The sequence below is a fragment of the Parafrigoribacterium mesophilum genome, from assembly GCF_039652555.1.
Classification (GTDB): Bacteria; Actinomycetota; Actinomycetes; order Actinomycetales; family Microbacteriaceae; genus Parafrigoribacterium; species Parafrigoribacterium mesophilum.
The window spans coordinates 1,529,233-1,555,069 of sequence record NZ_JBDJAF010000001.1; the positions used below are offsets into that span (position 1 = coordinate 1,529,233).

Genomic DNA, 25,837 nt, shown 5'->3' on the forward strand with positions numbered 1-25,837 from the left:
GGAAAAGATTACAGGACGAAGTCCACGCACGTGCGGTCCGAAATGACGGAACGGATGAACGCCGCCACCTTCCGATGTTCCGGATGTGTTTGGTAGGCGGCCAGCCCGTCGGCATCGTCGTAGTCGGCGATCAGAACGAGGTCCCAGTTTCCCGTCGTGGTGGCGGTGTCGGCGCCGACCGTGAGCTCGCGTATCGAGGACACTAGGGGCACAAGCGCGGTGATCCGGCGTCGGATCTCGGCCGATTGCGCCGATTTGCGCTCGGGGTCGTCGGTGGCGAGCTTCCAGGACACGACGTGTCTCAACATCAGGTCAAACCTCCAGAATTGCGGCGCGCAACCGATCCGGGTCGATGCGCCAGTGTGCGTGTTCCACGTCGTTCACGAGCAGCACGGGGATCTGCTCCCAATACCGATCGTAGAGTGCAGGGTCGTCGAGAATGGAGTACTGCTCCACCATGACCCGATCCTGTCCCAGCTCGTCAGCCACTCGATCGACGACGTCGTGAGCGACATCGCAGAGATGACACTCCGGCTTGCCGATCAGCGTGAGCCGGACCGGCGGTGTCGGCACTGCGGGCGTCGGCACAGCGGGGTTGGGCACGCCTACTTCTTGTTGCGGCGCTGGTGACGCGTCTTGCGCAGCAGCTTGCGATGCTTCTTCTTGGCCATACGCTTGCGACGCTTCTTGATTACGGAACCCATAAGACCTCACCGATTCGTGAACGGATGACCGGGTCCGTTCAGAACCGCGGAAAAAATACCTTGCTTAGTCTAACCGACTCTGTCGGAGCCTCGGAGCCTCGCCGCTATCCAACGTCGGCGATGTGCTTTTCGATGGCCGCCTCGACCGCGGACTCCGGCACTCGGAACGAGCGGCCGAACCGAATGGCCGGCAGTTCGCCGGAGTGCACCAGCCGATACACGGTCATCTTCGACACGCGCATCATGTCAGCGACCTCGGCAACCGTGAGAAAACGAACCTCAGAGAGATCCCGCGACATCGCACACCCCTCCCTTGGTTAGCTGTGTTGATTTGATGAGCTGTGTTCATTGCGCGCCCCCGGTAACAGTGTTACTGGAGTGCTAATTCGTAACTTTAGGGGTAGAAGTGACGGGATGTCTACTCGTCGACGGTTCCGGTCTGGCGGCCCAGCCGTTTCTTCAGCGGTGTGAGGACCCGATGCGACACGTCCGCGACGGCACGCCCGAGCGCAGCGCCGGCCTCGCCCGCCTGCGGCAGCCGTTCGGCGGCCCGACGGAGCGGCGCCGGCAACCGTGCGCCCGCCCACGCACTGTAGACCGAAGGCCCGGCATCGTCGACCACGAGATCGGCGTGATCCGTGCCGACGGCATCCGAGGCCAGAAAGGGAATCAGCCAGTCTTCGACCTGCTCCAGCGGCGACGAGTCGATGCTGTAGTAGCGGTGCTGGCCGCCCTCACGCACAGTGACCAGACCGACATCGCGTAGCACTTTGAGGTGCTTCGAGACGGTCGGCTGGCTGATGTTCAGCCGGGTGACGATCTGTCCAACGCTGATGCCGGCGCCGCCAGAATCGGAAGCGAGGTGCTGCTCGAGAAGAATTTGCAGCAACTCGCGTCTGGTTGCATCCGCAACCACGTCAAAGATGTCAGCCATGAGAACAGGGTAGCTGGGCGCGCTCAGGAGTACCATGACAAGCTGTCGTGCAGATGTCACACCGGCGAAGACAAAGAGGGCCGCATGCGGGAGTCGGTTAGGCCCCGCGATTCCGTGTTCGTGCGCATGCGGGATTTCATCGACTTCTTTGCGGCATCCTCTCCGGCGCGGTTCGCCATCGTGATCTTCACCGGGCTCGTGCTCATCATGACGGCGGTGTTGTCGCTGCCGATCGCGACGGCGTCGCGATCGACGACCCCGTTGGCCGACGCACTGTTCACGGCGGTGTCATCGATCTGCGTCACCGGGCTGAACACGGTGAACATGGCTACGCACTGGTCAACGTTCGGCAACGTGGTGATCCTCATCGGCCTTGAGGTCGGCGGCATCGGCGTGTTGACGCTGGCGAGCATGCTCGGACTGATCGTGTCACGCCGACTGGGTCTTCGGGCCCGGTTGATGGCCGCCAGTGACACTAACCCGCTTCGAATCCATCACGGACCCGTGGCTGAAGGTCAGGCGGTTCGTCTCGGCGAGATCGGCGGCCTGCTCGCCACGGTGGCCATCAGCGTGTTGGCCATCGAGGTGGCACTCACGGCACTGATCACCCCGCGGCTCCTGCTCGCCGGATCCGACATATGGCATGCCCTGTGGGAGGGTTTCTACTTCGCCACCTCCGCGTTCACCAACACCGGATTCGTGCCGCACGTCGAAGGACTCACCCCGTTCGCGACGGACCCCTGGATGCTTTCGGTGATCGCCATCGGCGTCTTCCTGGGCAGCCTCGGGTTCCCGGTGATCTTCGCGCTGGCCAAGGGTTGGCGCACTCCGCACCGTTGGTCGATCCACGTGAAACTCACCCTGGTCACCACGCTTGCGCTCATCGTGCTCGGGGCGATTGCACTCGGGGCGTTGGAGTGGAACAACCCGAAAACGCTGGGCGGTCAGGATCCCATCGCGCGCCCGATGACCGCATCCTTCCTGTCGGTCATGACGCGATCCGGCGGATTCTCGACGGTCGACATCGGGCAGATGCACGGCGCGACGCTGCTGGTGATGGACATGCTGATGTTCGTCGGAGGCGGTTCGGCATCCACGGCGGGCGGCATCAAAGTCACGACTCTGGCCGTGTTGTTTCTGGCAGCGTTGGCCGAGGCTCGCGGCGACCAGAACATGCAGGTGTTCGGCAGGCGGATCCCCTCCGACGTGCTGCGACTGGCCGTCAGCGTGGTGTTGTGGGGCGCGACGATCGTCGCGGTCTCAACGATCGCGCTGCTGTCAGTGAGCAAGGCGCCGCTTGACCATGTCTTGTTCGACGTCATCTCGGCGTTCGGCACCTGCGGCCTCACCACCGGTCTCACCGAAGGGCTGCCCGATTCGGGCAAGTACATTCTGGCGGCCACCATGTGGGCAGGTCGCGTTGGTACAGTGACCTTGGCCGCGGCCCTCGCGGCAAGCCAGCGCCGGCAGTTGTTCCGGTACGCAGAAGAGAGGCCCATCGTTGGTTGATCGGATTCCTCACGACGCCCCAGTGCTCGTCATCGGGCTGGGCCGATTCGGCGCCGGAGCGGCGGGGCAGCTGGCCAGGCTCGACCGGGAAGTACTCGCGGCCGACAGCAACGAAGAACTCGTTCAGAAGTGGTCGGAACGGATCACCCACGCCGTGCAGGCGGACTGCCGCAATATTGACGCCTTGCGTCAGATCGGAGCGCAGGATTTCGCCATCGCCGTCGTGGCCGTGGGCTCCTCCATCGAAGCGAGCGTGCTGATCACCGCAAACCTGGTTGACCTCAAGATCCCGCAGATCTGGGCGAAGGCGATCAGCCAATCGCACGGGAAGATCCTCGCGCGCATCGGCGCGAACCACGTCATCTATCCGGAGGCGGAAGCCGGCGAGCGGGTCGCGCACCTGGTTTCCGGCCGGATGCTCGACTTCATCGAGTTCGACGGCGACTTCGCCATCGTCAAGATGTATCCGCCCAAACCGATCCGCGACATCCCGCTCGCCCAGTCGCAGGTGCGGCGCAAGTTCGGGGTCACCGTCGTCGGCGTCAAGCCGCCTGGCAAGGACTTCACCTACGCGACGCCCGAAACGGTGGTGTCCAGCCATGACCTCATCATTGTGAGCGGCAACTCCGGCGCGATCGAACAGTTCGCGAGCCAGCAGGGCTGACCGCACCGGCAATAGCCGGTCACTTATGGCCAAACGCCGGTCACTTGCCGAGGGGATTCTGCGCGGATGTGGCGTGTCGTGGCGGTTTTCACGGCGTGTCGCCCGAATGTCCTCGTTCCGGACCGGCAGCGTCAGGCGCCGGCGGCGATTTCCTGCGCCCGGGCGATGGCCGAGGTGGCCATGCGATCGAACATGGACCCTAAGTCGGCCTTCGCCATCTCGGCGATGGCGCGCTCGGTGGTGCCGTGCGGGCTGGTGACGCGGCGGCGCAGTTCCTGCGGCGTCTCGCCGGAGGCGGAAAGCAGCTCGGATGCGCCGAGGAACGTGCGCTCGACCATGAGCGATGCCTGCTCGGGTGTGAAGCCGAGGCCGACCGCGGTCTGAGTGAGCTGCTCGATGAGGTAGAACACGTAAGCGGGGCCGGATCCGGAGATGGCGCTGACCTCGTCGATCTTGGACTCCGGTACCTCGAGCACCGCTCCCACGGTGGCGAACAGCGCGTGCGCCATGGCCAGGTCGGAGGCGCTGGCGCGGCTGCCGGCCGCCAATCCGGTCACCCCGCGGCCAACGAGAGCCGGAGTGTTGGGCATCGCCCTCAGCACCGCGACCGACGGTGGGAGCAGGGCCTCCATGGTGGCGATGGTGACCCCGGCGGCGACGCTGATCACCACGGCATCCGGTTCCAGGGCCGTGCTGATGGCACGAAGCAGGTCCGGCACCATGGGCGGCTTGACCGCGACCACGACGATTCGGGCACCGGTGATGGCGGCGAGATTCGCATTGGGATCGGCCTCGGTCGAGTAGCTGATCACCTCATCCGAGCGCAATGCGGCCGCCTTCGCCTCCGTGCGATTGGTGACCCGGACTGGGCCGCTGACGGGCGAGCCGGGCTGAACGAGGCCATTGAGGATGGCGCCCCCCATGGACCCCGCCCCTAGGATCGCGACGGCCGGAAGTGTATCCATATCACTACATCCTAGGATTAGTACCTAACGAGGGAGCACCGTGAGCGTTGAAGGCGGCAAGAAGGCGATCATCGCCGCGATGCTAGCCAACCTGGGAATCGCGATCACCAAGTTCGTCGCGTGGGCCCTGTCCGGTTCGGCCTCGATGCTCGCCGAAGCGGTGCACTCGGTCGCTGACACCGGGAACCAGGTGCTGCTGCTACGCGGCTCCTACGTCTCAAAACGAAAAGCTGACCCGCAGCATCCATTCGGCTACGGCCGCGAACGCTACATCTATGCATTCGTGGTCGCGATCATCTTGTTCAGTGTCGGCGGTGTCTTCTCGATCTACGAGGGCGTCGACAAGCTCACGCACCCGCACGAACTGTCAAACGCGTGGCTTCCGATCGTCGTGTTGCTGGTCGCGATCGTCCTCGAGTCTTTTTCGTTGCGTACCGCGGTGCGCGAGTCTAATCGCGTGCGCGGCAACGACAGCTGGCCCCAGTTCATCCGCCATGCCAAGGCACCTGAACTACCGGTGGTGTTGCTGGAAGACATCGCCGCACTGCTGGGACTGACCTTCGCCTTCATCGGGGTCGGCCTGACGATCCTCACTGGCAACAGTTCCTTCGACGCGTTCGGCACCCTTGCGATCGGCGTGCTGTTGGTCGTGGTGGCCATTGTGCTCGGAATCGAGACGAAGAGCCTTCTGGTCGGGGAGGGCGCGAGCCCTGCGGATGTCGAAGCGATCCGTACCGCGATCAACTCGGGTGAGAACGTCGAGGCGCTCATCCACATGAAGACGCTCTACCTGGGTCCCGAAGAGCTCCTGGTGGGCGCCAAGGTCGCGTTCGGGCGGGAGAAGCGCCTGGCCGATGTCGCGACGCTGATCGATGCACTGGAGACACGCATCCGCGCCGCCGTCCCGATTGCCCGCGTGATCTACATCGAGCCGGACGTCTACCTGAAGCCGGGAGCCGAGAACCCGCCGACCGACACGATCGTGATCAAGAGCGCCGACTAGCCCACCCGGCAATTGTTTCCATTCCGGCTAGTTGTTCCCGGCGCAACGGCAACAATTAGCCGCACCGGGAACTATCGGTTCAGCGCCGGGCGCCGAAGAAGTCGGTGAGCAACTGTGCGCACGCCGGCGTCTCGACGCCGGCGAACACTTCCACCCGGTGCGGAAGTCGCCGATCGCGCAGCAGATCGTGCACCGAGCCTGCCGCGCCGGCCTTGTCGTCCCACGCTCCGAACACGACCACCGGCACCCTCGCGGCCAGAATCGCGCCGGCGCACATCGGGCACGGCTCCAGTGTCACCACCAGGGTGGTGCCGAGGAGCTGCCAGTCGCCGAGCTTCTGCGCTGCCGCACGCAGGGCAAGGATTTCGGCGTGTGCGGTCGGATCCTGACGCAACTCGCGTTCGTTATGGGCCGCCGCGAGCAGCGTTCCGGATGCGTCGAAAACGAGCGCCCCCACGGGCACGTCGCCGCTTTCGGCGGCCCCTCGTGCCTCGGCGACAGCTCGTAGCATCCACTGCCCGTACTCGTCGACCATGACCCCTCCAGTAGATTTGAGCATATGCGAGTCCACGTTGCCGACCACCCCCTCATCACCCACAAGCTCACCGTGTTGCGCGACAAGACGACGCCGTCGCCGACGTTCCGTGCACTCGCCGAGGAGCTGGTTACTCTGCTCGCCTATGAGGCGACCCGCAACGTGCGTGTGGAGCCGGTGACGGTGGAAACTCCCGTCGCCACGGCGACCGGCCTCGCGATCAGCAAGCCCAGGCCACTAGTCGTACCGATCCTCCGGGCAGGCCTGGGCATGCTCGAGGGCATGGTCAAACTCGTACCGACCGCCGAAGTCGGGTTTCTCGGCATGGTGCGCAACGAGACCACGCTGAAGCCGGCGATCTACGCGGAACGGCTCCCGGACGACCTCTCAAACCGCCAGTGCTTTGTGATCGACCCAATGCTCGCCACCGGCGGATCCTTGATCGCGGCCATCCACTACCTCTTCGACCGCGGAGCCGTCGACGTCACCGCGATCTGCCTCATCGGCGCGCCGGAGGGCCTGGCGGCGGTTGAGGAAGCCACGAAGGGAAGCGAAGTAGCGATCGTGCTCGGTGCACTCGATGAACGGCTCAACGACGTCGGTTACATCGTGCCAGGGCTCGGCGACGCTGGTGACCGTTTGTACGGCACCGTCGACTGACGGCTGCTCAAAACTTGATTTTCCTGCTCCGATGCAAGATAGTTGCATCTATGACTGACAACGTGCACGCCCTGACCTCCTGCGAGGCTCCTGGGACTGCCGGCATGATGCTGATGCCCGGCAGCGTTGTCACGTGTTGTCGAATGCGTGCTTAATCGGCTCAACCTGCCGAGTTCCGCCTGAGAAACCTAGCGCGGACTCCCGGATTCCGATCCTCATAACGGTCGGTACCCGCACCACTCGTAACACCCAGAAGGATCCAACCCTCATCATTAGAGGCCTTCACCTCAGTTGTTCAGGATCGTTCTTCAATGTCTATCGCTCTGGAAACCTCTCTACCCACCACCGACTTCGATAGCGACCACGCAGCATCGCGTCCACCGCTCTCGCGCATCCCCGACCCCGCTATTCTCCACAGTGTCCATCACGGTGGCCACGCGTCCGATACCACCATCGGGGATGCCCCGGCTCCAACGTCACGTCTCCGCGCCATCCCCGAGGGCACACAGGCCCGCGGCTTTGTGCTCTATGTCGGAGTCGACGAGGATAAGGCGGAAGCCGCTGGCATCGATCTCGGTGGCCTCGTCTCCGCACTTAAGAAGCTCACTGCCCAACTCGTCCCGACCTCAGAAACGTACGCGGCCGTCGCGCTGGCACCACAAGGAGCCGGTGGCCGCGACGTCGACGTGGTGCGTCTCGCCCTGCAGGATCCGTCCGCTCTCGCGCACCATCGGGAGCAGGAAGTTCCAGTGGAAAAGCACCGCAACGGTGTGGTGGTGGACCTTTCGCGCAAGCGGGTGTTGCTGGACGACGAGCAGGCGGCGCTCACCTATAAGGAATTCGAGCTGTTGCAGTACCTCGTGCTCCGCGAGGGCAACACCATCGATCGCAGTGAGTTGATCAGCGCCCTGTGGGGTGCCGAGGACGACGAGGCGCCGAACGAACGCACCATCGACGTTCACGTACGCCGGCTGCGCGCAAAGCTGGGTGGCTACGAAGACATCGTGCGAACGGTACGGGGCGTCGGTTACCGCTTCGACCGCCACGCGGATGTCTCGGTGCGGCACGCCAGCGCTCCGTCGCCCGACTTCTTCTAAGCACCACCAAAGCCATCTTTCAGCGCTCCACGGGAACGGCCAAGGCGTCGCTCCACAGCGCGTAGAGCTGTTTCAGGTCTATCGTCGAACCCCGTTAGCTATTACGTCACTACACCTCAGGTGGAACGCTTCTCGGTCGCTGCGGTCGTCGTTTGTGGTTTGCTTTGGTTTGTGTGAGGGTGGCGGATCGGCTGGTGGGGTACCAGTTTCCGGTGTTGTCGAGCCAGGGTGGGTATTTCACTTCGGGTAGTCCGTTGACCATGCGGAATTGCCAGCCGGAGGTGTCGAGGGTGCGGTGGTGGAACCAGCACAGGATCATGCCGTTGTCGGTGTGGGTGGCAGGCTGAGCAGGTCGTCCTCGGACATGCCACCCAGTCCGCGCGGATCCAGCACCGCGGCCACCCGTGCGGTAATCCCATCCAATACTCTGGTGGTGGGGTTTCCCATACCCCTATTTTGCCACCGAACGCAAGCAGTATCGTATCTTTCTTCGATGTTGTGGATAACCATATCCGCCATTGACGCGTCGATAGTTGGCCTACGGTGTACTAGGGAAGCACCAGCTTCGGGTGGTGAGAACTCATCATGGCCGTATGTGTGTTCGTCATCGTTGCAGGGGTCTCGACACTTCGACAAGCTCAGTGGAGCCCAGGCTCGACCACCGGAGAAAGCACCCGGGAAGGGCGCGGGACTCGACACTTCGACTGGTCGGGAGTGAGGAGAATTGGTTCCTTTCCCGTGCGTAAAAAAGATTTTGGGAAATAACGTTTGGATAACTAGCGCCTGTTACCGAACTGTTATATAGTCTTCAACAAGCAGAGGTTGTTTGCTGTGGCAGGCTCTGTGGAATGTGATTGCAGGACACTCTTGGTGCAAGGGAGAGGGCCCGTCGTTAGCCTCTACGACGGGCCCTCGATTCCGTTAACGGCTTCGCGCGCCTTTGAGTCGCGCTACCGTACTGCTACGGTTCTAGATGCATTCGTATCGACGCGGATGTGACCCTGGAGGCGGTATGGCGCAGGAACGAGCCCTTGCGGTGAAGGCCTGGGAATCTCTCTTCCGAGCCCAGGTGACGGTGATGCGCCGACTGGCCGCGGAGTTCCCGAAGGGCGAGGTCTCGCTCGCCGAATACGACGTGCTGTTCACCCTCTCCACCCAACCCGGGCGGCGTCTGCGCGCCCGCGATCTCGGCAAGCACGTGCTACTGACCCAGCCGAGCGTGAGTCGGATGACCGACAGACTCGTGCGCCGAAAGCTGGTCAGCAAGTGCCCCGACCCTGGTGATGGGCGCGGCATCATCGTTCAACTGAGCGACGAGGGTTTCGAGGTGTTTCGCAGGGCAGCCGCGACTCACATGGCGTCTATCCGCGAGGCCGTGGGTGGGGCGCTTACCGCTGAGGAACTCGTACAGCTCACCGAGTTGACCGACAAACTGCGTCGCTATCAGGTGGATCGCTAGCTCAGACACTCCGCAGGCAGCTCGAACCACCTCAGATGTTCGAAGCCTTCGCCTAGCTGCGCCACGATGTCGCCACTGACGAGTTCGGTCTCCGGGATCGCCTCCAGAAGCAGATCAGCCGCCGCAAGCGCGTCGGCGTAGGCGCTCTCTGGCGCCCGGTCATCGTGGCGGGGGAAGCGCAACTGGCCGTCGTCGTCGTAACGGAGTTGGTTCAGCCGCAGCGGCGGTTCGATGGGACCATCGCGGTGTTTCCACAGCCCCCTGGCCGCATCGAAGCGGTACTGCGGCAATAGTTGCCAGCCATGGTCCGCGACCCAGGCCACCGCCTGCACAATGTAGCGGAAGGTCTCTTCGCTGATGAAGTAATTGAAGTTGACACGCACCCACCCCGGCTTGATGCCCTCGCATCCGCCGAGCACCTCACGCTCGAATTCGTGCGAACGCTCCAAGTCGATTCCGAGTAGCCGATGTCCGTACGGGCCGGCGCAGGAGCATCCACCGCGACTCTGGATGCCGAACACGTCGTTGAGCATGGCCACAATCGCGTTGTGATGCAGGAGCTTGCCCCCACTGCGCTTCACCACGAACGACACGATGGATAGCCGCTCCGCATCGGGGTTGCCGAGCACTTGAATCGACGGATGTGCGTTCCACGCGGTCACTGCGCGACGCAAGAAGTCTCGTTCGTGCGCCTGAATGGTGTCGAGACCTACGGCCTGCTTGAGTGCGAAGACAAGCCCGGCCCTGATCGACTCTACGATGGCGGGGGTGCCACCCTCTTCGCGGTGCTCAGGGTTGGTGAGGTATTGGTGGTCGTTCGGGTTCACATAGCTGACCGTGCCACCACCGACGACGACCGGCACCGCGTTGGTCAGTAGTTTGCGGCTGACAATGAGGACACCCGGGGTGCCGGGGCCGCCGATGAATTTGTGCGGAGACAGGAAGATGGCGTCTTTGCGCTCGGCCGGATTCCCGGTATCGGGGTTCATCTCCACATCCACGTAGGGCGCCGCCGCGGCAAAGTCCCACAACGCGAGTGCGCCGTGCTCGTGCAGCAGACGGGTGATGCCGTGGGTGTCGCTGAGAATGCCGGTCACATTGCTTGCCGCGCTGAACGAGCCGATCTTGAGCGGCCGGCCCGCATAGGTCCGCAATTCATCCGCCAGCTGCTGCTGGTCGATGTGGCCGTCGCCGTCTTCGTGAATGGTGACGACGTCGGCGATCGACTCGCGCCAGGGCAACTCGTTGCTGTGGTGTTCAAACGGTCCGATGAACACCACAGGTCGCTCGTCGGCTGGGATGTTCCCGCTGAGGTCATAGGCGACATCCAGTTCCTTCGGCAGCCGAAGGCCCAGGATGCCGACGAGCTTGTCGATCGCCCCGGTCGATCCACTGCCGACGAAGATCACGAGCGTGTCGTCGTCGCCGTGGACGGCATCCCGGATGATTTGTCGCGCGTCCTCACGAAGACGCGTGGTCTGCAGGCCGGTACCGCTGCTCTCCGAGTGGGTGTTCGCGTAGCGCGGTAACACCTCGTCCCGCACGAAGTCCTCGATGAAACTCAGGGCGCGTCCGCTGGCCGTGTAGTCGGCGTAGGTGACCGGGCGCGGGCCGAACGGACCGAGCATCAACCTGTCATCGCCGATCACGCAGTCGCGGATGCGAGTCAGGAGCGCTGGCTCAGGCAATGTTGTGTCGCGTGGCGGGATCACGCTTTCGGTGATCTGGTGCATGGCGTGACCCTAACCTATGCGGCGCGTGTCCACCAGGGGTGCGCCTGGAGGGATCTGAACCCACGGGGACTACCCCAATGACTGCGGGAGCAACCCGGCCGATGCCTGATTCTACGGACTTTTTTATGCCTCTTCAATTATTGAGTGCCTATTGAATTGTGGGGTTTCGTGAGGACTAACGTGCGCGGAGTGACGCCGGCTGTGGGCTTGAAAGGGTTGATCGCCAGTCTCGATAACGCGCCTGCCTCGATTCAGGCTGGCGAGTTCAGAGGCCGCGGATCAGCCATTCGTGGTCGGGGCTTCGCCCGCCGTCCACATCAGGCGCATCCGATGCCGGTATAGAGATAACCTGCTCCTCGAACGGCACCTGCTCGGGCAAGACACTCCAGCGGTTGGCGGGATCGGAGGCATCGGCCTCCCGTTCAGGGTTTTCCATCACATCCGCAAGTTTGCTCTCCCGGGTCGCAGCGTGTCCAGACTGGGGCCGATGGAGCACGCTTGGATGCTGTGCGCGCTGAATCAGTTGTGGGGCTTTCGTGGGGTTCGAGCCCTGCGAAGCGGCAAATAGCCCCGTAATCACTGGGATTCCGGGGCTATTGGATCGTGCGCCCGGAGGGATTTGAACCCCCGACCTATTGATCCGTAGTCAATTGCTCTATCCGCTGAGCTACGGGCGCAAGCCGCTTGGCGGCGTAAAACCGTGACAAGCCGACCTAGCGACTATACCAGCGTGGGAGGGGCGGCACGTCGACACGGGTGCACCGGGTCTCGACGGGGCTCGACCACCGGGACGCCGCACCTCGCCCCGCCGGAACGCGGCACCTCGGACGCCGGAACACTCGCCGCGGACGTTGCGCGCCAGCGATCTACGCAAGGTACTCGTACAGCTCGGGGCAGCGCAGCATCTTCAGCGCGCGGGTCTCGAGCTGACGCACCCGCTCTCGCGATACTCCAAGGATGCTTCCCACCTGCTCGAACGTCATAGGCCGGTTGCCCTTCAGTCCGTAGCGGAACTGCAAGATCTGCGCCTCGCGACTGGGCAGTTCGCACACTCGCTTGTGCAATTCGTCGTTGCGTACTCCGATCGTCACGATTTCCGCAACGGGCGTCAGATCGGCATCCTCAATGAGGTCGCCCAATTCGAACGACTCATCGCCGACGGCCGTCTGAAGCGACACCCCGTCGCGATCGACGCTCAGCAGGCGTTCGACCTCGTCCCCGGTCAACTGCGCTTCCGCCGCGATCTCCTCGAAGGTGGCCTCTCGGCCCAGCGAGACGGACAGCTCCCGAGCCATTCGCGTGAGCTTGGTGATCTTCTCAGCGGTGTGCACGGGAACTCGGATGAGCGCCCCGGTGTCGGCAATGCTCCGCGAGATCGACTGACGGATCCACCACATCGCATACGTTGAGAACTTGAACCCTTTCCGATGGTCGAACTTCTTCACCGCTCGGTCGAGGCCGACATTGCCCTCCTGAATCAAGTCCATCAGCGGTACGCCGCAGCCGGAATAGCGCTTCGCGACGCTCACCACCAGCTTGAGGTTGCAGGAGACGAATCGTTCGTAGGCCACGTTGCCATCGTGCTGCAACCACTTCAGGTCGCGTCGAGTTTCGGAATCGGCGTCTTGGCCGGACTCCAGCCTCTCTTGAGCGAAGAGGCCGATTTCGATGCGACGGGAAAGATCCGATTCTTCCTCCGCGGTGAGGACGGGAAATTTTCCGATCTGTTGCAGATAATCGCGGACCGCGTCGAGCGACCCTCCTGTGATTTCCGGATTGTGATGCGAAGCTGAATCCGGGGTCGCTCGAAATGAAGGTCGTGCTTCCTGCTCGTCGAGGTAGTCGATGTGAACGGCATTGGACATTGTGCTTCCCTTTCGTTCTTCCAGCGATCCCTAAGGTTGGGGACCGCTTGATGAGTCCGGTCGAGCTGTTTACGAAATCGCACTGGAAAGAACGATCTCTCTACCTTTCATATCGGCACGAAAAATCCCGAACAAGGGGTTGAACTCCCACCATTCGGCTGCTACACGCGCGTGATAGCGCAGGAAATGTGGCTTGTTGGGACGAAATTTGCGGGTAACCTAACCGCAGGATGGGAACGCAAAGACACTCGGACGCTCGGGAACGAATCCTCAGCGCTGCTTACAAACTTTTTTCGCAGCGCGGTATTCGTTCTGTCGGAGTGGACGAATTGATTTCGGCTTCCGGCGTCGCAAATGCCACGTTCTATCGGCACTTTCCCTCCAAGGACGATCTCGTTCTCGCGTTTCTCGACCGCCGCGAAGAACTCTGGACACTCGGGACCATCGTCTCCCAAGCTCTCGCGCGGGAGGAGAACCCGAAGGCCCAACTGCTTGCGATCTTCGACATCTTCGACGAGTGGTTCCAGCGACCCGATTACGAAGGCGACCCGTTTATCACGATCCTGTTGGAAATGGGCCCGGACCATCCGCTTGGGCGAGCGGCGCTCGAACGACTCGATACCGTGCGCGACATGGTGCGAGGTCTTGCCATCGAGGCCAGACTACGGGAGCCGGATTCCTTCGCCCACTCGTGGCATCTCCTGATGAAGGGCGCCATCATCACCTCTCGCATGGGTGATCTGATCGCTGCCCAACGAGCGCGGGAAATGGGACGGGCTCTCATCGACCGTTTTGATCCGGAATCCACGCTAGGCGAGCATCAGTTGAGCTTGAAAGGACAGACCGGATCCCACTCGTAGTGGCGAGTTCACCGGGCGGTGTTGTTGGTCGTGCTCTCGTGTTGCTCCAGCCCGACGGCGTCACGCAGTTCGCGCGCATCCTGATCGAGACCCTGCAACCGCATGAGGTCGCTCAGAGAGTCCGCGATAGCGTTCAGCTTATGCTGTACGGCTTGATCGGCTCGGGTTTGGCTGTTCTGCAGCAGTGCCACCATGAGGAACGTGATGATGGTGGTCAGCGTGTTGATGATCAACTGCCAGGTGTCGATGCTGCGAATCACGATGATCGACGGCGCCCATAACACGACGAGAAGAGCGCAGAAGCAAAAGAACCAGGCACGACTTGCCACCTTGGCAGCCGACGTCGCGAACCGATCGAACGCGCTGACCTGCTTTGAAACGTCGCTCGGCATCACCGGTTTCTCAGTCATTTTGTGAACCTCCCGCTCTCTTGAGTGACACCGTACCCGGTCGAGCGTCTCTTCCCCATCCAGCGGAAGCGGCCTAATCTCGGAAACCATCGACCGGCGACTACCGTGCCGGCGTGGCATTCCCACAAGGACTAAGGAGCCCATCATGGAAGCATCCGCACCACTCTCCGACAGCTTGCAAGCAGTGCTGGTGGACCTCATCGAGCTTCATCTGCAGGGCAAGCAGGCGCACTGGAACATCGTCGGCAAGAACTTCCGCGACCTGCACCTGCACCTGGATGTGATCGTTGATGCGGCGCGCGTGTTCGCCGACCGGGTCGCCGAGCGGATGCGCGCACTGGATGCCGTTCCTGACGGACGTTCGAACACTGTCGCCCAGACGACCACCCTTGGACCCCTCACCGCCGGCGAGATCGACACTGCGGATGCCGTCACGTCGATCACCGAGCGGCTGGACGCCACCGTGGCCACCGTCCGAGGCGTTCACGACACTGTGGAGGAGGAAGACCCGACCACGGCCGACCTGCTTCACTCCATCATCGAGCGGCTCGAGCAGCTCTCCTGGATGACACGTGCCGAAAACCGTACGCCACGCAAGCAGTCCGCGAAGCGCGCCGCGACGACCAAATCGACCACGCGCAAGTCATAGGGCTGAGGGTTTCACGCGGGATCCGGAGGTTCCGCGGCGCCGCCTGATGCGGTGTCGCCTTCGGTCTCCGGATCGTCGTTGGCCCCGCCGCCGTGCGAGTCTGCCTGCGCGGTGCCGTCTCGATCTGTGTCGTCTTGATCTGTGTCGTCTCGATCTTCGTCGTCCGGGTTCATCGTGTGCTCCTTCGCTTGTCATCGAGGCGGCGCGGCTCAACCCTGCACACCGGTCGTGGCATGGGCCTCACCGGCGGGTTTCGACTCAGGGGACCCCCGCTGCCTCAGATAAATCGACAGCACCACCATGCTGCCGACGGCCAAAAATTCCGACTGCCAGTTCTGCAGGGTGCGGTTCCAGAAGTCGGCGGAGACGACGTACTCCGGCCAACTGAGCGCATCCTGAAGTCCTCGCAATTGCTCTTCGTTGTAGGCGGCGACCCCGGCCACCGACTGGGTGAACCACGACAAGAAAAAGATGGTTCCCATCACCAGCAGGAGCGAATTGGAGAACAACCAGTGTCTGATCCCGCCCACCTTCGCCCAGGCCGGCGAGTCGGGCCGCGCGAACTGGCCGACGAGTTGTTCTTCGTCAGTGCCGATTCCCTCCTTGCCGACCTTCTTGGACTCCGTGGAGCCGCGCTGAACCAGCCAGATCGTTGCGGCGATGAACAGGAAGAACTGCAGGTACTCGGACTGCCAGTTCTCGGCGACGTCGACGGCGAACGCCGATGAGGTCACGAAGCGGAGCCAGCCGATCTGGCTGAGCCCGTGGCTCAGTTGCTCCTGGTTGTACACGGCCAGACCGGTGAGCGACTGCCCAAACAGCGTCGCCAGAAAAATGGCGCCGAAGAAGATGCCCAACCCGTTATCCCGTAGCACTCGTTTCATAACGACCTCTCGTCATCGCTGCAATACGGCGATGGCGATCATGTAGGCCAGACCGATTCCGATCATGGTGAGCCAGGCCGTGAACATCCACCGCATCCGCTATCCGCCCTTCACTTCGCAGTTGTACGGCTGGTCGGGCACCGGCGTGCAGCCGGCGGCGGTGACCAGCCAGCCCCCCGACGCGTGAGTGAGGAAAACGGTGTCACCGGCGAGCACCACCTCGGCGGCCAGGCCGTAGGCGGTGCTGCGCACGGCGTCCCCGCCTGCGGTCAGCTCGAGCCCGGCGAGCGCCTCAGTGCACGGCGCGTCCGCCTGGTCCTCCAACTCCGCCACGGTGTGCGGCGCCAGCAGGTCGCATGCCGCGTGAGCATCCCCAGAGTCGACCGCCCGATGAAACGCGACCGCACGTTCCAACGCCGCGTGCGCGTCAGGCGAAGTGCTGGCGCAGCCACCCAGCGACGCGGCAAGAAATCCGCCCACGATGATCGCCAGCACCTTCATGCGGGCCAAGCTACCCTTCGCCCGGGAAGGGACCAACCTACGGCATTACGCGCTAACAGCTCCCCGGATCATACTCATGATCACAGCAATCAATCGAGGCAGCTCCCCATCGTCGGTCTGCTGAGACATGAGCCAGAGATCCATCGCCTCGCCCATCCCCAGCACGACGGCGATCAGCAGACCGGTCGGGACATCGTCGCGGACTGCGCCCACGCGTTTTCCCGCGGCGAGAACCTGCTCGATCCATGGGAGCGAACTCTGCTCGATTTCGCCCTGAGCCGCCTGGAACCCGGGATTCTTCGATGCGGCAGCCCAACCTCGAAGGAGCGCGGCTAGTCGCGGCGAAGCAACGAGGGCTCTCATCAGGTGCAGGTAGTAGTCCTCCAGGGCCGACCAGAACGCGTCGGCACCACCGCTGTCCAGTGGCGGCAGCGGGCCGACCTGTACGAACAGCCCGGCCAGCTCGGTGCGCGCTACATATGCGTACAAATCCTCCTTGCCGTCGAAGTAGTAGTACATCGAGCCTTTGGAAATACCCGCTGCCTGGATCACCCGGTTGAGTGAGGCATCGTGGAATCCGTGCGCCGCGAACTCGTCGAGAGCCGCCCCGAGGATCGCCTGTTGCTGCTGTGGGGATAGTTTCGCGAACCTCTGTCTCACCATTGCGTCAACGGGCCGGCTCGGCTTCGGGAAACTCCGGAAGCTCAACTGCATCGTGAAAACTTCGTCCCATCACGACGTCCGGGACCTTGGGAAGCCCCATCAGCCGCATCACCGTGTTCCGTGCCAAAAGTTGAAGCCGGTTCTTCGGGGCGAACGCCAGGCCTAGTCCCTGCGCGGCATCCTGCTTGGAGCGCAGCAACGGGGCCAGCCTCCGTTCGTAGCGAGCGAAGGCATCGTGGTGGTTATCGGTTCGCGCGAGTTCGGTCGCCAGCGTGTAGGCCTCCACCATTGCCAGTGCGGAGCCCTGGCCGGCCAAAAACGACGGGCATGCGGCTGCATCACCCACGAGCGCAACCCGCCCCGTCGTCCACGATGGCATCCGAATCTGACTCACGGAGTCGAAATAGAAGTTCTGGGCGTGCGACATGCGGTCCAGAATTGCGGGTACTTCCCATCCTTTGTCGCCAAGCTTCGCCCGCAGGAGGCGTTCCTGTGCCGCCCGATCGGCCGGTACTTCACCGTCGTGCCGGAGACTGAAAAGGAACAGTGTGGCGTCGTCGCGGAGAGAGACTCGGACGACCTGGAAGCCGACTTCGGCATACATGAGCGCCACGAGCTCGTCGCGTTTCGGATACCGGTCGGCTTCGAACGCGGCCACGACCATCCCGAGGTACTTCTCAAAAGCCTCATCCGGGCCGAATGCCAGCTTTCGTACCTTCGAGTGCAGGCCGTCAGCACCGATAACCAGGTCAAAGTCGCGCTTGCCACCGCTCTGAAACGAGACCCGGACACGGTCGCCGTCGTCGGCCAAGTCGTGCACCGTGTCACCCAGAATCAGTTCGACCCCGCCGCCGAGAGCGTCGTAGATCACGGCGGAGAGGTCGGAACGGGGCAGGCTCAGGTATCGCTTCGCCGACTCCATGATGGCCTCGGGTTTGAACGAAGCCACCCGGTGACCGTCGCGATTGACCGCCCTGGCTTCCGTGAGCACGTATCCGCGCCGCCGTAGTTCGGGCACGATGCCCATCTTCTCCGCCACATCGAATCCGGCACCCCAGAAGTCGATGAGATATCCGCCGGTTCGGAGCCGCGGAGCGTGTTCCACGAGCGTGACTTCGTGTCCTGCCTTGGTCAGCCAGAATGCCACCGTCGGGCCGGCGATTCCGGCGCCCACAATCAATACCTTCACGACGCGGCCTCGCCTTCGTTGAGTTTTAGGCCACCAGTCTAAACCACTGGTCTATCACGTCAAGACACCACCTTCCGAACCCTCGGCGAGCACTTACGCTCGAAGCAATGAGGGTAGCCAGGAGGAATCCCGTGCGGGGCAGTGCCATCAGGCGGATCCCGTGCCGTGCCTTCCGTTACTACAGGTATGACGCGAGAAGGGATGCGAGTTCGTCGGGGCGCGAGATCATCGCCGTGTACCCCAGGTACCAGCCGCCGAGGGAGTAAGCCTCTATCGATTGGCGAGGGCAAGGGTATGAAGCGGAGACGGAGGGATTTGAACCCTCGGACCCCATTAAGGGGTCTCCACCTTAGCAGGGTCAGTGACGTCCGCAGGTAATGCAGAAATCGTGCGGTCCTGCGCCTAAAACACACGGGATTTGGTGTTGTCGGCGGACGCCGGGACCCTCACGGGACCCTTGGTGCCGTGCAGCGATCAGCCTGACACTCGGTGAGCAACCCGGACGCAACGAGGATCTACGTCAGGAAGCGTGCCCGTCCCGCCGGTAACACGGACCGCAAGCCGTGGCCAGTAACGTCGACGTATGAGTCTCCCCACGCTGTTCGCGCAAGAATTCGGCATCACCGTAGTTGACACCCTGAATGTTCTAGTCGCCCCTGCGGCGGCCTTGATCGGTGCGCTAGGGGGCGCGGCGATCGCCAACCGACGATCCGCACAACGAGCACGAGCACAGCGAGCTGAGAGCCGACGGGACGCCGCGCGGGGGCTCATGGTTGAGGTTCTCCACTCAGGACGGGCATGGTCACTGGAACATGCTCGGCGGAACTTTGGGACCTACATGCAATCGCACTCGCCGCTACCCAATGGGCCCTCCGGCATTGCCGAATGGGCGTCGCGCGAATCCGCTTTGCGGAAGCGGCTCGAAGAAGCGTTTATCGACATACTGCTCAGGGTGGATGACCTCGAACTTCGCGAGGCGGTGCGCGCCTGCCGCCAGATGATGGCGCTCTCAACCAAACAGTCAGGTGTCATCGATCAGAAAGTTCGAAATGGGGAGCCTGACGCAGAGGATGCCGTGGACGAGATGTTCGAACTTGGCCGTCAGTTCGACGTCCAACTCGATGCACTGGAGACCTCTGCTATCAGGTACTTCGCCGCGCCGACCGATTGAGCGCCGTCCCTACTCGCCACGCCGACTTGCCAGCCGCAACAATAATTGCGAGGCGCTTGCAATGTGACATTCGATGGAATATCCTCAGTGCATGCCTTCGCTCCCACCCAACCTTGTCGATAACCTCCGCTATCTAGTGATGGACATTCGCGAGTCTTATGAAGCCGAGGAGCACACGGTGCCCGAAGCGCTCTCGAAGAACCGTCATTTCCGGCGCACAAACCGTCCGAAGTCCGAGCTAACAAGGAGCATCATGGGCGGCGCATTTCAGCGCGGCGCTATGAGGCTCGGCCTCAACTACCGCGATGGCAAAGGCGGTGCCGTCGAACTATACGAACCCTTCTCGAACGGCTTCGCCGTCATCCGGCTGAAGCGCGCTAAGCGCGTCGGGGATGACTTTCGTGTGTCTGCGAACGCTGCGACGACCCTCAATGGGCTCGCCGACGACAGTCTGATGCCGGAGTACCACTTCCTGCTTGGGTGGGTTCTCGAGGACCATCAGCCGCTTGACCTCTTCGTTGCTGAAATCGTCGGGATCGAGGAGGGGAACCCCGGCCAATATCTGCTTGGTTGGACGCATGAGTTTGCGCTGCCGACTCCGCCTTCAGCAACCGGCTTCCAGCCGCACTCTGATGATGACCTCGGAGAGTGGGACCAGGACACCACCGGCCTCGACAAGCAGGGCTAAGACATGGTCGTGGATACGATCCAGCACTTCTCCGCCCGATCGGAAATCGGCGACCGCATACGCAGGCTAAGGCTTGGTCTCGGACTCAGTCAACTCGACCTCGCGACCAACTCTGGGATAGCGTCCGGAGTCGTCTCGATGATCGAGAACGACCGCCATGAGCCGGATGCCACGACTATCCGGGCACTGGCACAGGTGCTCGACTGCACGCCCGACTACCTCAGAGAGCCCGCCGCGGTCGAAGCACCTAGAGTTGACCGCCCGAAATTGCGCGCCTACGCCGACGCATCCCAACGATCGGTGGACCGAACCACCTACGACAGTATTACGGCAATTGAAGCTGTCCAGAAGGTCGGGCTGCGACGGATCGATGATTTGATGCCAGTCTTCGATGGTGACCTCAATGATGAGGTTTCGATCGACGAGATCGCTGCCGACGTACGAACTGCAGCCGGTTTACAGGTCTCAGAGGTGATTCCCAACGTCATCCGTGCGGCCGAACGGCTCGGATGTGTGGTTCTGCCGATGGACGGCGAGCTGGGGCGTCATTGGGGTCTCTCGTTCCGCGTCAACGACGTTCCCGTTATTCGCGTTACCCGCCCATCGCATGACCCAGAGCACGACATTCCCGGCGACCGTCAACGATTCACGGTGGCGCACGAGTTGGGCCACCTCGTGCTCCATGCGGGAACGGGACAACCGACGTCGCCGGAAGCCGCTGCACGAATGGAGAACGAGGCGAACCGTTTCGCGGCCGCATTCCTTGTACCAGGAGACAGTGCGCTCGATGACCTGCATGCAGCCGGCGGCCGAGTAACCCTGAGCACGCTCGGCACGCTGAAGGCCAAGTGGGGCTACTCAATCAAGGCCTTCGTGATGCGCTTTCGGCAGCTCGGCGTGATCGAAGATGCTCAAGCGCGCAGCTTGTACAAGCAGATTTCTGCTCGCAAGTGGAACAAGGACGAACCGTACCGCGTCGGCACCGAATCAGCCATGTGGCTGGATAGGGCGCTCGGCGAGCGTTTCTCCGGTACCAACGGTATACGTCAGGCGGCACAGGCGACTGGCTTGAGCGAACGATACTTCTCTCGCTGGTTGAACTGGGAACCATCTGGCGAGCCCCGTCCTACCGCGCCAGTCACTCAATTGCGCCGACCTGAAGTAAACGACTCAGCACCTACCCGCTCCCGCGACGCCAGAATAAGCCGACTGCCTCGCAGGGTCTAGTGCTCGCAGGGTCTAGTAATAGGCCAGGAAACCGCTGCCGCTCGCAGGACTGTCGTGCGTTGCCGACACAGTCGAAGGCGGCCCAGCCTGGGTTTCACTCCGGGCAGGCACCGCCGGTCCAGGGACAGCGCTCCCAATCGAACGGGTTCCCTACGAGCTTCGACCTTACGAAGTCGGGATTCGGGCCGTAGTCCGGGCTCATCACTCTGGCGACGGTGAAGATTTACACCTGCTCCACCCCAGCAGCCTTGAACATGGAAGCCACTCCCTGAGCATTGCTCCCGCTGACCCATGAATCGTCGGTCACGACAGGACGCCGCGCGGCGGTACGCGGACATGGCCGTCACCAGCCGCGCCGCCGGCCGGCCCCTGCCAACAGCGGACGGCTACCTCGCGGCCACCGCAGCGGCACACGGCTTCGCGGTCGCCACCCAGAACTTCAAGCACTTCGGGGACACCGGCGTCGAGTTGATCGACCCCTGGCAGGATCACTGACCCGCAGGGTGCCTCAAAGCACCTAAAGACCGGGAGCGTCGCGCTCCGGGACCGTCCTGACGTGGTCGCTCGACGGTTGGAACTGGCCGAGCCGGACGGCTCGCGCGGTTTGGGTGCGTTCGGCTGTTTCCAGTTCGGCCTCGGCTCGCGCGGCCCGGTCGCGCACCAGCCGGGCCGCCTCGGAGACGGGCAGCGCCTCGATCTCGGCGCGGTCGCGGCGGGCCTGCTCCGCGCGGATGCGCCACTGGGCGGCGCGGGAGCTGGCGATGCTCGCGGTCGCGGAGCCGAGCACCCGCCGACACAGGACGGCCGACTCACGCAGGTGCCGCTCGACCAGGTGGTGCTGCTCCCGACGGGTCTGCTGCGCGTGCCGCCGAGACTGGGCCACGCGAGGGTCGGTGTCGGCCCGCTTCCCGGCGACGGCCTCGGCCCACGGCTGCACGCCGGTCGCCCCGGTCGGTACGCCACCCCAGCGGCGGCGCACCGCGTCTTCCGTGCCGTGGTGCCCGCCAGTGGCCTCGGTCGCGTCCCGTTCCGCGGCACGCTTCCCGAGCCGACCCGCGGTCGCGCGGGCGGCCGTCGCCGCCCACACCCGCTCCCGCGTCTCGATGTAGGCGGTGCCATCGGCGGTGGCCCGCTCGATGAGGGGCGCGGCGACCTCGGCACGCACGTCGGCCGCGCGCGCGTCTGCTGCCGCGACCATCACCTGTTGCTCGGCGTACTCGGCCCGGTGCGCGTCCCGCTGCCGCGCGAGCGCGGCGATCGCGTGCTCCCACTTCGCCGCCTGTTGCTCGGCGTGTCCGATCTGCTGCGTGAGTCTGACGCGCTCGGTCGTGACGAGCTTCACCGGCCCGGCCGTGGCGAGGCCCTTGACCGCTCCCTGTGCGGCGCGCGTCGCCTCGACCAGGCCGCGGTCGGCCCGGTCACGCTCGAGCGCGAGGATGAATTGCTCGCGGGCATCGTCCAGGTCAGCGGCGACGATATGGAGCCGGTTGCGGGTGCGGCCACGGGTCATGCCGACGTACACCCCGGCGGCGTCGATGGTATCGGACAGCACCGTGTGCGATTCGTTCACGGTTGCGCTCTGCACGCCGTAGGCGGTGGCGGCATAGGCAAGGTGCGCGTGTCCGCTCACGTACTCGGCAGGCAGCCTCACGACGTGTTGGCGCTTGCGCCCGCTCCCGTCCTCCTTCGCCCACACCGTGCCGTCATCGGCAACGTGTTGGACGGTCCAGGTCTGCCGGTTGGCGACGCCCAGGCCGGTGTCGTTCCGGCGGGTTTGGATCACGTCCCCCTTGCCGATCGAGAGGCCATCGCTGCCGAATGTGGTGCACGCGTCGTTGACGCGGCCCAGCCGCACGCGCTCGTCGCGGATGCGCGCGTTCAGCTCGCGGGCCTCGTCGTTCGTCGCGACCGTGATCGCGTCCCCGTCGCGCGCGGTTCCGGCGATCGCATCGTGCACGGCCTCGCTGCTCTCGTGCAACACGATCAGGTCGAGGGCGCGCAGCCAGTCGAACAATAGCGCGGGGTTCTCACCGGCGCGCATGCACACGGTCAGGTCCGCGTAGACGGGGTCGGCGAAGCGGTGCACCATCGCCATGTCAAACGTGCGGCCCAAAAGTTGCGCGGCCATGTCGAGCACGCCGCCCCTGCCGACAGCGGGAAGCTGCGCCCGGTCGCCGACCAGAGCGACGGTTGCGCCGGTCTCGTCCGCGAGTATCAGGAGAGCGAGGGCGGTGTCCTGATCGAGCATCCCGGCCTCGTCCACCACGACCCGCTCGCCCCGGACCAGGCGGGCGCCCTTCGGCGGGCCGGTGTAGGTGTTGCCGTTCTCCGGGTCGGTGTCGCCGACCGCGAGGCGGGCCCAAACGCCGTCACCGTTCCACCTCCACCCGTTCGCGTGCACGAGCTTCGCCACACTGTCCGCGGGCACGCCGAGTTCCTGCTGCGCGACATCGGCCGCCTTCTTCGTCGGCGTGACAATCCGCCTCGCGCGACCCTCAGCAGCGGCCGCTTCGATAGCAACCCCCAGCATGGTGGTCTTGCCCGCCCCGGCAGCACCCTCCACGACCACGAGCGGATCATCCGACGCGACCGCAGCGGCCGCGCGCGCCTGCTCGGGGTCGAGGCCGTGCGTGTCCGCCAGGCGTGTCACGTCCGGCATCTGGCGCGCGCCACCGGCGGCGCGGGCGGCCAGCATGTCGCGCAGCTCCGTCTCGACCGCGACGACGTGCAGGCTCGTCAGGTGTGCGACATGGTCGGCTTGCATCGCATCCGGCGGCAGCACCGACAGGCAACCCTCCACCGCGAGCCCAGTGGTGATCGCAATCAGGTCGCGCAACGCCGCAGGCTCCGCCCGCACTCCTGCTTCGGTGATGATGCGGGTGACGTGCTCCTGCACCGCATGGCGCGTCCAAGTCGATGCGCCGGCCACGCACCTGTCCAGCGCACGCGATGCGACCTGTTGCACCCGCAACTCATCTAGAGCCACGGGTGCACGTCGGCGCACGCGTGGAAGGTCCGGGGTGTAGCCGAGGGCATCCAGCTCGGCGCGCCAGCCGTCCTCATCTCCCAGCGTGGCCGGCTTCTTGGCCGGCCGCTCATGGTCCCACGCCATCGCCGTCAGCCTGGCGGTGACGACTGGACCCGGCTCCTGCCCCGGATGCCTCGCCTCCCACTCCGTCTCGAACCGCGCGAGGTTCTTCTTCACCTGCTCGGCCCGCTTGCTCATGGACGCGTTGAAGGACTCCAGCTCCGCAACCTCGCCGGTCACCGGATCCAGCGTCAACCCGTGCCGGTCGAGGACCGTTGCCAGCTGCGGGTGCGCGGCGATCACCGCAGTCCCGAGTGCGCGGATCGCGCCCTGCTGCCGGAACAGTGCCGCCGTGTCCAGACCCCGCCACGCACCGGCCGCCCAAACGCGGGTGCCGATCTGGAAGTGGACATGCCGGTGCGGATCGCCCGCACGCGAGGTCTTGTGCACCACGGACACCGTCTCTAACTGCTCGACCGGCACCACCTCCTGCCTCCCACGCGGGCCGACGCGGGTGATCGAGTGCTGGCCGAGCCAACGCCGGATCTCGCCCATCGCATCCTTCTGTGCGACATCCAGCGCCTCAGACACATCCGGGTGCAGCGCCGCCGCGACCGAGAGCGACTTCGGCGCGTTCACCACCATCTCCGCGAACCGCGGCGAACCCCGCCGCCCTTCACCGGCGACGCGGGGCTTGCCCATCGACTCGCCCGTGAGCGGGTTGATCCAGTCCACCCATTGGGCGTACTCATCCGACGTCAGCGCGCCCTCACCAATCACGCGTCCCTGCGCGTCGACCACCGAGAACTCCGCCCGGGCGACCCCACCCTCCAAGTAATACTCGTCAGCGCGCGATCGATCCGACTCCAGGTAGCGGCGGGCGTCCGCGCCGGAGCCTCGGAAGAGGATCACGCCGCCCTTCATCGCCGCCCCCATGTTTCTGCTCATGTATTGGCAACTACCTACGGTAGCATACGTCCATTCAGGAGAGGAAGCGGAAGAGGAGCTACTCAGATATCAGTTTCAAGGCGTGATCCCCTACGAGATGCCCTCGTCGTTGCCGACGTTGCACGGCCCACATGATGGGCTGCTGGAAGTACCGATCACCGTGCACTGGAGCCCGTCGCGTGTGTTCGACCTGGGCGAATCCGGAATGCGCCGCATTGTCTATCAAGCGCTGGTGCGGGAATGTACCTCACAGATGCAGGAAGCGCTGTTGAACGAGAAGCTGTTGAGCCAGGAGTGCGACGGGTTAATCTCGCCCGAGCGTTGCCGCGCCCTCTGGGAGTAGCACTTTCCCGAACCGACCGCGTATCCAACTCGCGGGCAAACGTGCAGGCAGTTTCGTGACCGGCGGCGATGACGAGGTTCGCGCCGAGTTACAAGCGCGGGTGACCGCGCCCTGTTGAATGCGATCGCCGATGCCGGGTTCGGATCTC

The 25,837-nt window shown here is 63.9% G+C and carries 31 protein-coding genes and 1 tRNA gene; 13 read left to right on the forward strand and 19 right to left on the reverse strand.

What is annotated here, in order from left to right:
* Nucleotides 1-8: 8 nt before the first annotated feature.
* From ABFX56_RS07300 to ABFX56_RS07320, 5 genes are all read right to left on the reverse strand, one after another.
* Complete coding sequence (locus ABFX56_RS07300) at nucleotides 9-308, reverse strand: Dabb family protein (RefSeq protein ID WP_346232591.1); 300 nt, start codon at nucleotides 306-308, stop codon at nucleotides 9-11.
* Nucleotides 309-312: 4 nt separating this feature from the next.
* Nucleotides 313-603: a glutaredoxin family protein gene (locus ABFX56_RS07305; RefSeq protein ID WP_346232592.1), complete on the reverse strand. Its 291-nt coding sequence runs from the start codon at nucleotides 601-603 to the stop codon at nucleotides 313-315.
* A 2-nt stretch (nucleotides 604-605) separates the two neighbouring features.
* Nucleotides 606-704 carry a 30S ribosomal protein bS22 gene (locus ABFX56_RS07310; protein ID WP_003792170.1) on the reverse strand — a complete coding sequence of 33 codons (99 nt, stop codon included), beginning with the start codon at nucleotides 702-704 and terminating at the stop codon, nucleotides 606-608.
* Between the two features lie 104 nt (nucleotides 705-808).
* A complete protein-coding gene (locus ABFX56_RS07315; protein ID WP_346232593.1) occupies nucleotides 809-1,003 on the reverse strand; it encodes a helix-turn-helix domain-containing protein in 195 nt (64 codons plus the stop codon).
* A 119-nt stretch (nucleotides 1,004-1,122) separates the two neighbouring features.
* Nucleotides 1,123-1,638: an ArsR/SmtB family transcription factor gene (locus tag ABFX56_RS07320; protein WP_346232594.1), complete on the reverse strand. Its 516-nt coding sequence runs from the start codon at nucleotides 1,636-1,638 to the stop codon at nucleotides 1,123-1,125.
* Between the two features lie 84 nt (nucleotides 1,639-1,722).
* On the opposite strand from ABFX56_RS07320, the gene ABFX56_RS07325 reads away from it, so the two are divergent.
* Nucleotides 1,723-3,147 (forward strand): TrkH family potassium uptake protein, encoded by a 1,425-nt coding sequence (locus tag ABFX56_RS07325; protein WP_346232595.1) that lies wholly within the window; start codon nucleotides 1,723-1,725, stop codon nucleotides 3,145-3,147.
* On the forward strand, nucleotides 3,140-3,811 hold the full coding sequence (locus ABFX56_RS07330; RefSeq protein ID WP_346232596.1) for a potassium channel family protein: 672 nt from the start codon (nucleotides 3,140-3,142) through the stop codon (nucleotides 3,809-3,811). The genes ABFX56_RS07325 and ABFX56_RS07330 overlap by 8 nt, the downstream gene beginning before the upstream one ends.
* Before the next feature lie 131 nt (nucleotides 3,812-3,942).
* Here the strand turns inward: ABFX56_RS07330 and proC are convergent, their stop codons facing one another.
* Entirely contained in the window at nucleotides 3,943-4,776 is an 834-nt protein-coding gene (gene proC / locus ABFX56_RS07335; RefSeq protein WP_346232597.1) for a pyrroline-5-carboxylate reductase, read from the reverse strand.
* Nucleotides 4,777-4,816: 40 nt separating this feature from the next.
* On the opposite strand from proC, the gene ABFX56_RS07340 reads away from it, so the two are divergent.
* Nucleotides 4,817-5,779 carry a cation diffusion facilitator family transporter gene (locus tag ABFX56_RS07340; protein ID WP_346232598.1) on the forward strand — a complete coding sequence of 321 codons (963 nt, stop codon included), beginning with the start codon at nucleotides 4,817-4,819 and terminating at the stop codon, nucleotides 5,777-5,779.
* Between the two features lie 79 nt (nucleotides 5,780-5,858).
* Here ABFX56_RS07340 and ABFX56_RS07345 read toward each other — a convergent pair whose 3' ends face one another.
* Nucleotides 5,859-6,338, reverse strand: coding sequence for a nucleoside deaminase (locus ABFX56_RS07345; RefSeq protein ID WP_346232599.1), 480 nt, complete (start codon nucleotides 6,336-6,338; stop codon nucleotides 5,859-5,861).
* Here ABFX56_RS07345 and upp point away from each other — a divergent pair, their 5' ends adjacent.
* The gene (gene upp / locus ABFX56_RS07350; protein ID WP_346232600.1) at nucleotides 6,339-6,974 is read left to right on the forward strand and encodes a uracil phosphoribosyltransferase; all 636 of its coding nucleotides are present in this window, start codon (nucleotides 6,339-6,341) and stop codon (nucleotides 6,972-6,974) included.
* A 311-nt stretch (nucleotides 6,975-7,285) separates the two neighbouring features.
* A complete protein-coding gene (locus ABFX56_RS07355) occupies nucleotides 7,286-8,071 on the forward strand; it encodes a winged helix-turn-helix domain-containing protein (RefSeq protein ID WP_346232601.1) in 786 nt (261 codons plus the stop codon).
* A gap of 315 nt (nucleotides 8,072-8,386) precedes the next feature.
* Here the strand turns inward: ABFX56_RS07355 and ABFX56_RS07360 are convergent, their stop codons facing one another.
* Nucleotides 8,387-8,518: a hypothetical protein gene (locus ABFX56_RS07360; protein ID WP_346232602.1), complete on the reverse strand. Its 132-nt coding sequence runs from the start codon at nucleotides 8,516-8,518 to the stop codon at nucleotides 8,387-8,389.
* Between the two features lie 565 nt (nucleotides 8,519-9,083).
* Here ABFX56_RS07360 and ABFX56_RS07365 point away from each other — a divergent pair.
* Complete coding sequence (locus ABFX56_RS07365; RefSeq protein ID WP_346232603.1) at nucleotides 9,084-9,530, forward strand: MarR family winged helix-turn-helix transcriptional regulator; 447 nt, start codon at nucleotides 9,084-9,086, stop codon at nucleotides 9,528-9,530.
* Here ABFX56_RS07365 and ABFX56_RS07370 read toward each other — a convergent pair.
* The 4 genes from ABFX56_RS07370 to ABFX56_RS07385 all read right to left on the reverse strand — a co-directional run bounded on the left by ABFX56_RS07370 (nucleotide 9,527) and on the right by ABFX56_RS07385 (nucleotide 13,128).
* Nucleotides 9,527-11,263 carry an aminotransferase class V-fold PLP-dependent enzyme gene (locus ABFX56_RS07370; RefSeq protein ID WP_346232604.1) on the reverse strand — a complete coding sequence of 579 codons (1,737 nt, stop codon included), beginning with the start codon at nucleotides 11,261-11,263 and terminating at the stop codon, nucleotides 9,527-9,529. The two genes, ABFX56_RS07365 and ABFX56_RS07370, sit on opposite strands and share 4 nt — an antisense overlap.
* Before the next feature lie 265 nt (nucleotides 11,264-11,528).
* A complete protein-coding gene (locus tag ABFX56_RS07375) occupies nucleotides 11,529-11,702 on the reverse strand; it encodes a hypothetical protein (RefSeq protein ID WP_346232605.1) in 174 nt (57 codons plus the stop codon).
* A gap of 165 nt (nucleotides 11,703-11,867) precedes the next feature.
* A tRNA-Arg gene (locus ABFX56_RS07380) sits at nucleotides 11,868-11,940 on the reverse strand.
* Nucleotides 11,941-12,129: 189 nt separating this feature from the next.
* Entirely contained in the window at nucleotides 12,130-13,128 is a 999-nt protein-coding gene (locus ABFX56_RS07385; RefSeq protein WP_346232606.1) for a sigma-70 family RNA polymerase sigma factor, read from the reverse strand.
* Nucleotides 13,129-13,358: 230 nt separating this feature from the next.
* Between ABFX56_RS07385 and ABFX56_RS07390 the strand changes: the two genes are divergently transcribed.
* Entirely contained in the window at nucleotides 13,359-13,988 is a 630-nt protein-coding gene (locus ABFX56_RS07390; RefSeq protein WP_346232607.1) for a TetR/AcrR family transcriptional regulator, read from the forward strand.
* An 8-nt stretch (nucleotides 13,989-13,996) separates the two neighbouring features.
* Here ABFX56_RS07390 and ABFX56_RS07395 read toward each other — a convergent pair whose 3' ends face one another.
* Nucleotides 13,997-14,398 carry a low affinity iron permease family protein gene (locus ABFX56_RS07395; RefSeq protein WP_346232608.1) on the reverse strand — a complete coding sequence of 134 codons (402 nt, stop codon included), beginning with the start codon at nucleotides 14,396-14,398 and terminating at the stop codon, nucleotides 13,997-13,999.
* 145 nt (nucleotides 14,399-14,543) lie between these two features.
* Between ABFX56_RS07395 and ABFX56_RS07400 the strand changes: the two genes are divergently transcribed.
* Nucleotides 14,544-15,047, forward strand: a complete 504-nt coding sequence (locus ABFX56_RS07400) for a Dps family protein (protein WP_346232609.1) — start codon at nucleotides 14,544-14,546, stop codon at nucleotides 15,045-15,047.
* Nucleotides 15,048-15,058: 11 nt separating this feature from the next.
* Here ABFX56_RS07400 and ABFX56_RS07405 read toward each other — a convergent pair whose 3' ends face one another.
* The 5 genes from ABFX56_RS07405 to ABFX56_RS07425 all read right to left on the reverse strand — a co-directional run bounded on the left by ABFX56_RS07405 (nucleotide 15,059) and on the right by ABFX56_RS07425 (nucleotide 18,284).
* Nucleotides 15,059-15,220 carry a hypothetical protein gene (locus ABFX56_RS07405; protein WP_346232610.1) on the reverse strand — a complete coding sequence of 54 codons (162 nt, stop codon included), beginning with the start codon at nucleotides 15,218-15,220 and terminating at the stop codon, nucleotides 15,059-15,061.
* A 36-nt stretch (nucleotides 15,221-15,256) separates the two neighbouring features.
* The gene (locus ABFX56_RS07410; RefSeq protein ID WP_346232611.1) at nucleotides 15,257-15,931 is read right to left on the reverse strand and encodes a DUF6766 family protein; all 675 of its coding nucleotides are present in this window, start codon (nucleotides 15,929-15,931) and stop codon (nucleotides 15,257-15,259) included.
* Between the two features lie 99 nt (nucleotides 15,932-16,030).
* Nucleotides 16,031-16,432, reverse strand: coding sequence for a hypothetical protein (locus ABFX56_RS07415; RefSeq protein ID WP_346232612.1), 402 nt, complete (start codon nucleotides 16,430-16,432; stop codon nucleotides 16,031-16,033).
* A gap of 45 nt (nucleotides 16,433-16,477) precedes the next feature.
* Nucleotides 16,478-17,095, reverse strand: coding sequence for a TetR/AcrR family transcriptional regulator (locus tag ABFX56_RS07420; protein WP_346232613.1), 618 nt, complete (start codon nucleotides 17,093-17,095; stop codon nucleotides 16,478-16,480).
* A gap of 4 nt (nucleotides 17,096-17,099) precedes the next feature.
* A complete protein-coding gene (locus ABFX56_RS07425) occupies nucleotides 17,100-18,284 on the reverse strand; it encodes an FAD-binding domain (protein ID WP_346232614.1) in 1,185 nt (394 codons plus the stop codon).
* A gap of 583 nt (nucleotides 18,285-18,867) precedes the next feature.
* On the opposite strand from ABFX56_RS07425, the gene ABFX56_RS07430 reads away from it, so the two are divergent.
* The 4 genes from ABFX56_RS07430 to ABFX56_RS07445 all read left to right on the forward strand — a co-directional run bounded on the left by ABFX56_RS07430 (nucleotide 18,868) and on the right by ABFX56_RS07445 (nucleotide 21,865).
* Nucleotides 18,868-19,455 (forward strand): hypothetical protein, encoded by a 588-nt coding sequence (locus ABFX56_RS07430; protein ID WP_346232615.1) that lies wholly within the window; start codon nucleotides 18,868-18,870, stop codon nucleotides 19,453-19,455.
* 91 nt (nucleotides 19,456-19,546) lie between these two features.
* Nucleotides 19,547-20,143 carry a hypothetical protein gene (locus ABFX56_RS07435; protein WP_346232616.1) on the forward strand — a complete coding sequence of 199 codons (597 nt, stop codon included), beginning with the start codon at nucleotides 19,547-19,549 and terminating at the stop codon, nucleotides 20,141-20,143.
* A 3-nt stretch (nucleotides 20,144-20,146) separates the two neighbouring features.
* Nucleotides 20,147-21,370, forward strand: a complete 1,224-nt coding sequence (locus ABFX56_RS07440) for a helix-turn-helix domain-containing protein (protein WP_346232617.1) — start codon at nucleotides 20,147-20,149, stop codon at nucleotides 21,368-21,370.
* A 336-nt stretch (nucleotides 21,371-21,706) separates the two neighbouring features.
* Entirely contained in the window at nucleotides 21,707-21,865 is a 159-nt protein-coding gene (locus ABFX56_RS07445; protein WP_346232618.1) for a PIN domain-containing protein, read from the forward strand.
* Between the two features lie 22 nt (nucleotides 21,866-21,887).
* On the opposite strand, the gene mobF is transcribed toward ABFX56_RS07445, so the two are convergent.
* On the reverse strand, nucleotides 21,888-25,346 hold the full coding sequence (gene mobF, locus ABFX56_RS07450) for a MobF family relaxase (RefSeq protein ID WP_346232619.1): 3,459 nt from the start codon (nucleotides 25,344-25,346) through the stop codon (nucleotides 21,888-21,890).
* An 82-nt stretch (nucleotides 25,347-25,428) separates the two neighbouring features.
* Here mobF and ABFX56_RS07455 point away from each other — a divergent pair, with 82 nt between their 5' ends.
* Nucleotides 25,429-25,689 carry a transcriptional regulator gene (locus tag ABFX56_RS07455; protein ID WP_346232620.1) on the forward strand — a complete coding sequence of 87 codons (261 nt, stop codon included), beginning with the start codon at nucleotides 25,429-25,431 and terminating at the stop codon, nucleotides 25,687-25,689.
* The last annotated feature ends 148 nt before the right edge of the window (nucleotides 25,690-25,837 follow it).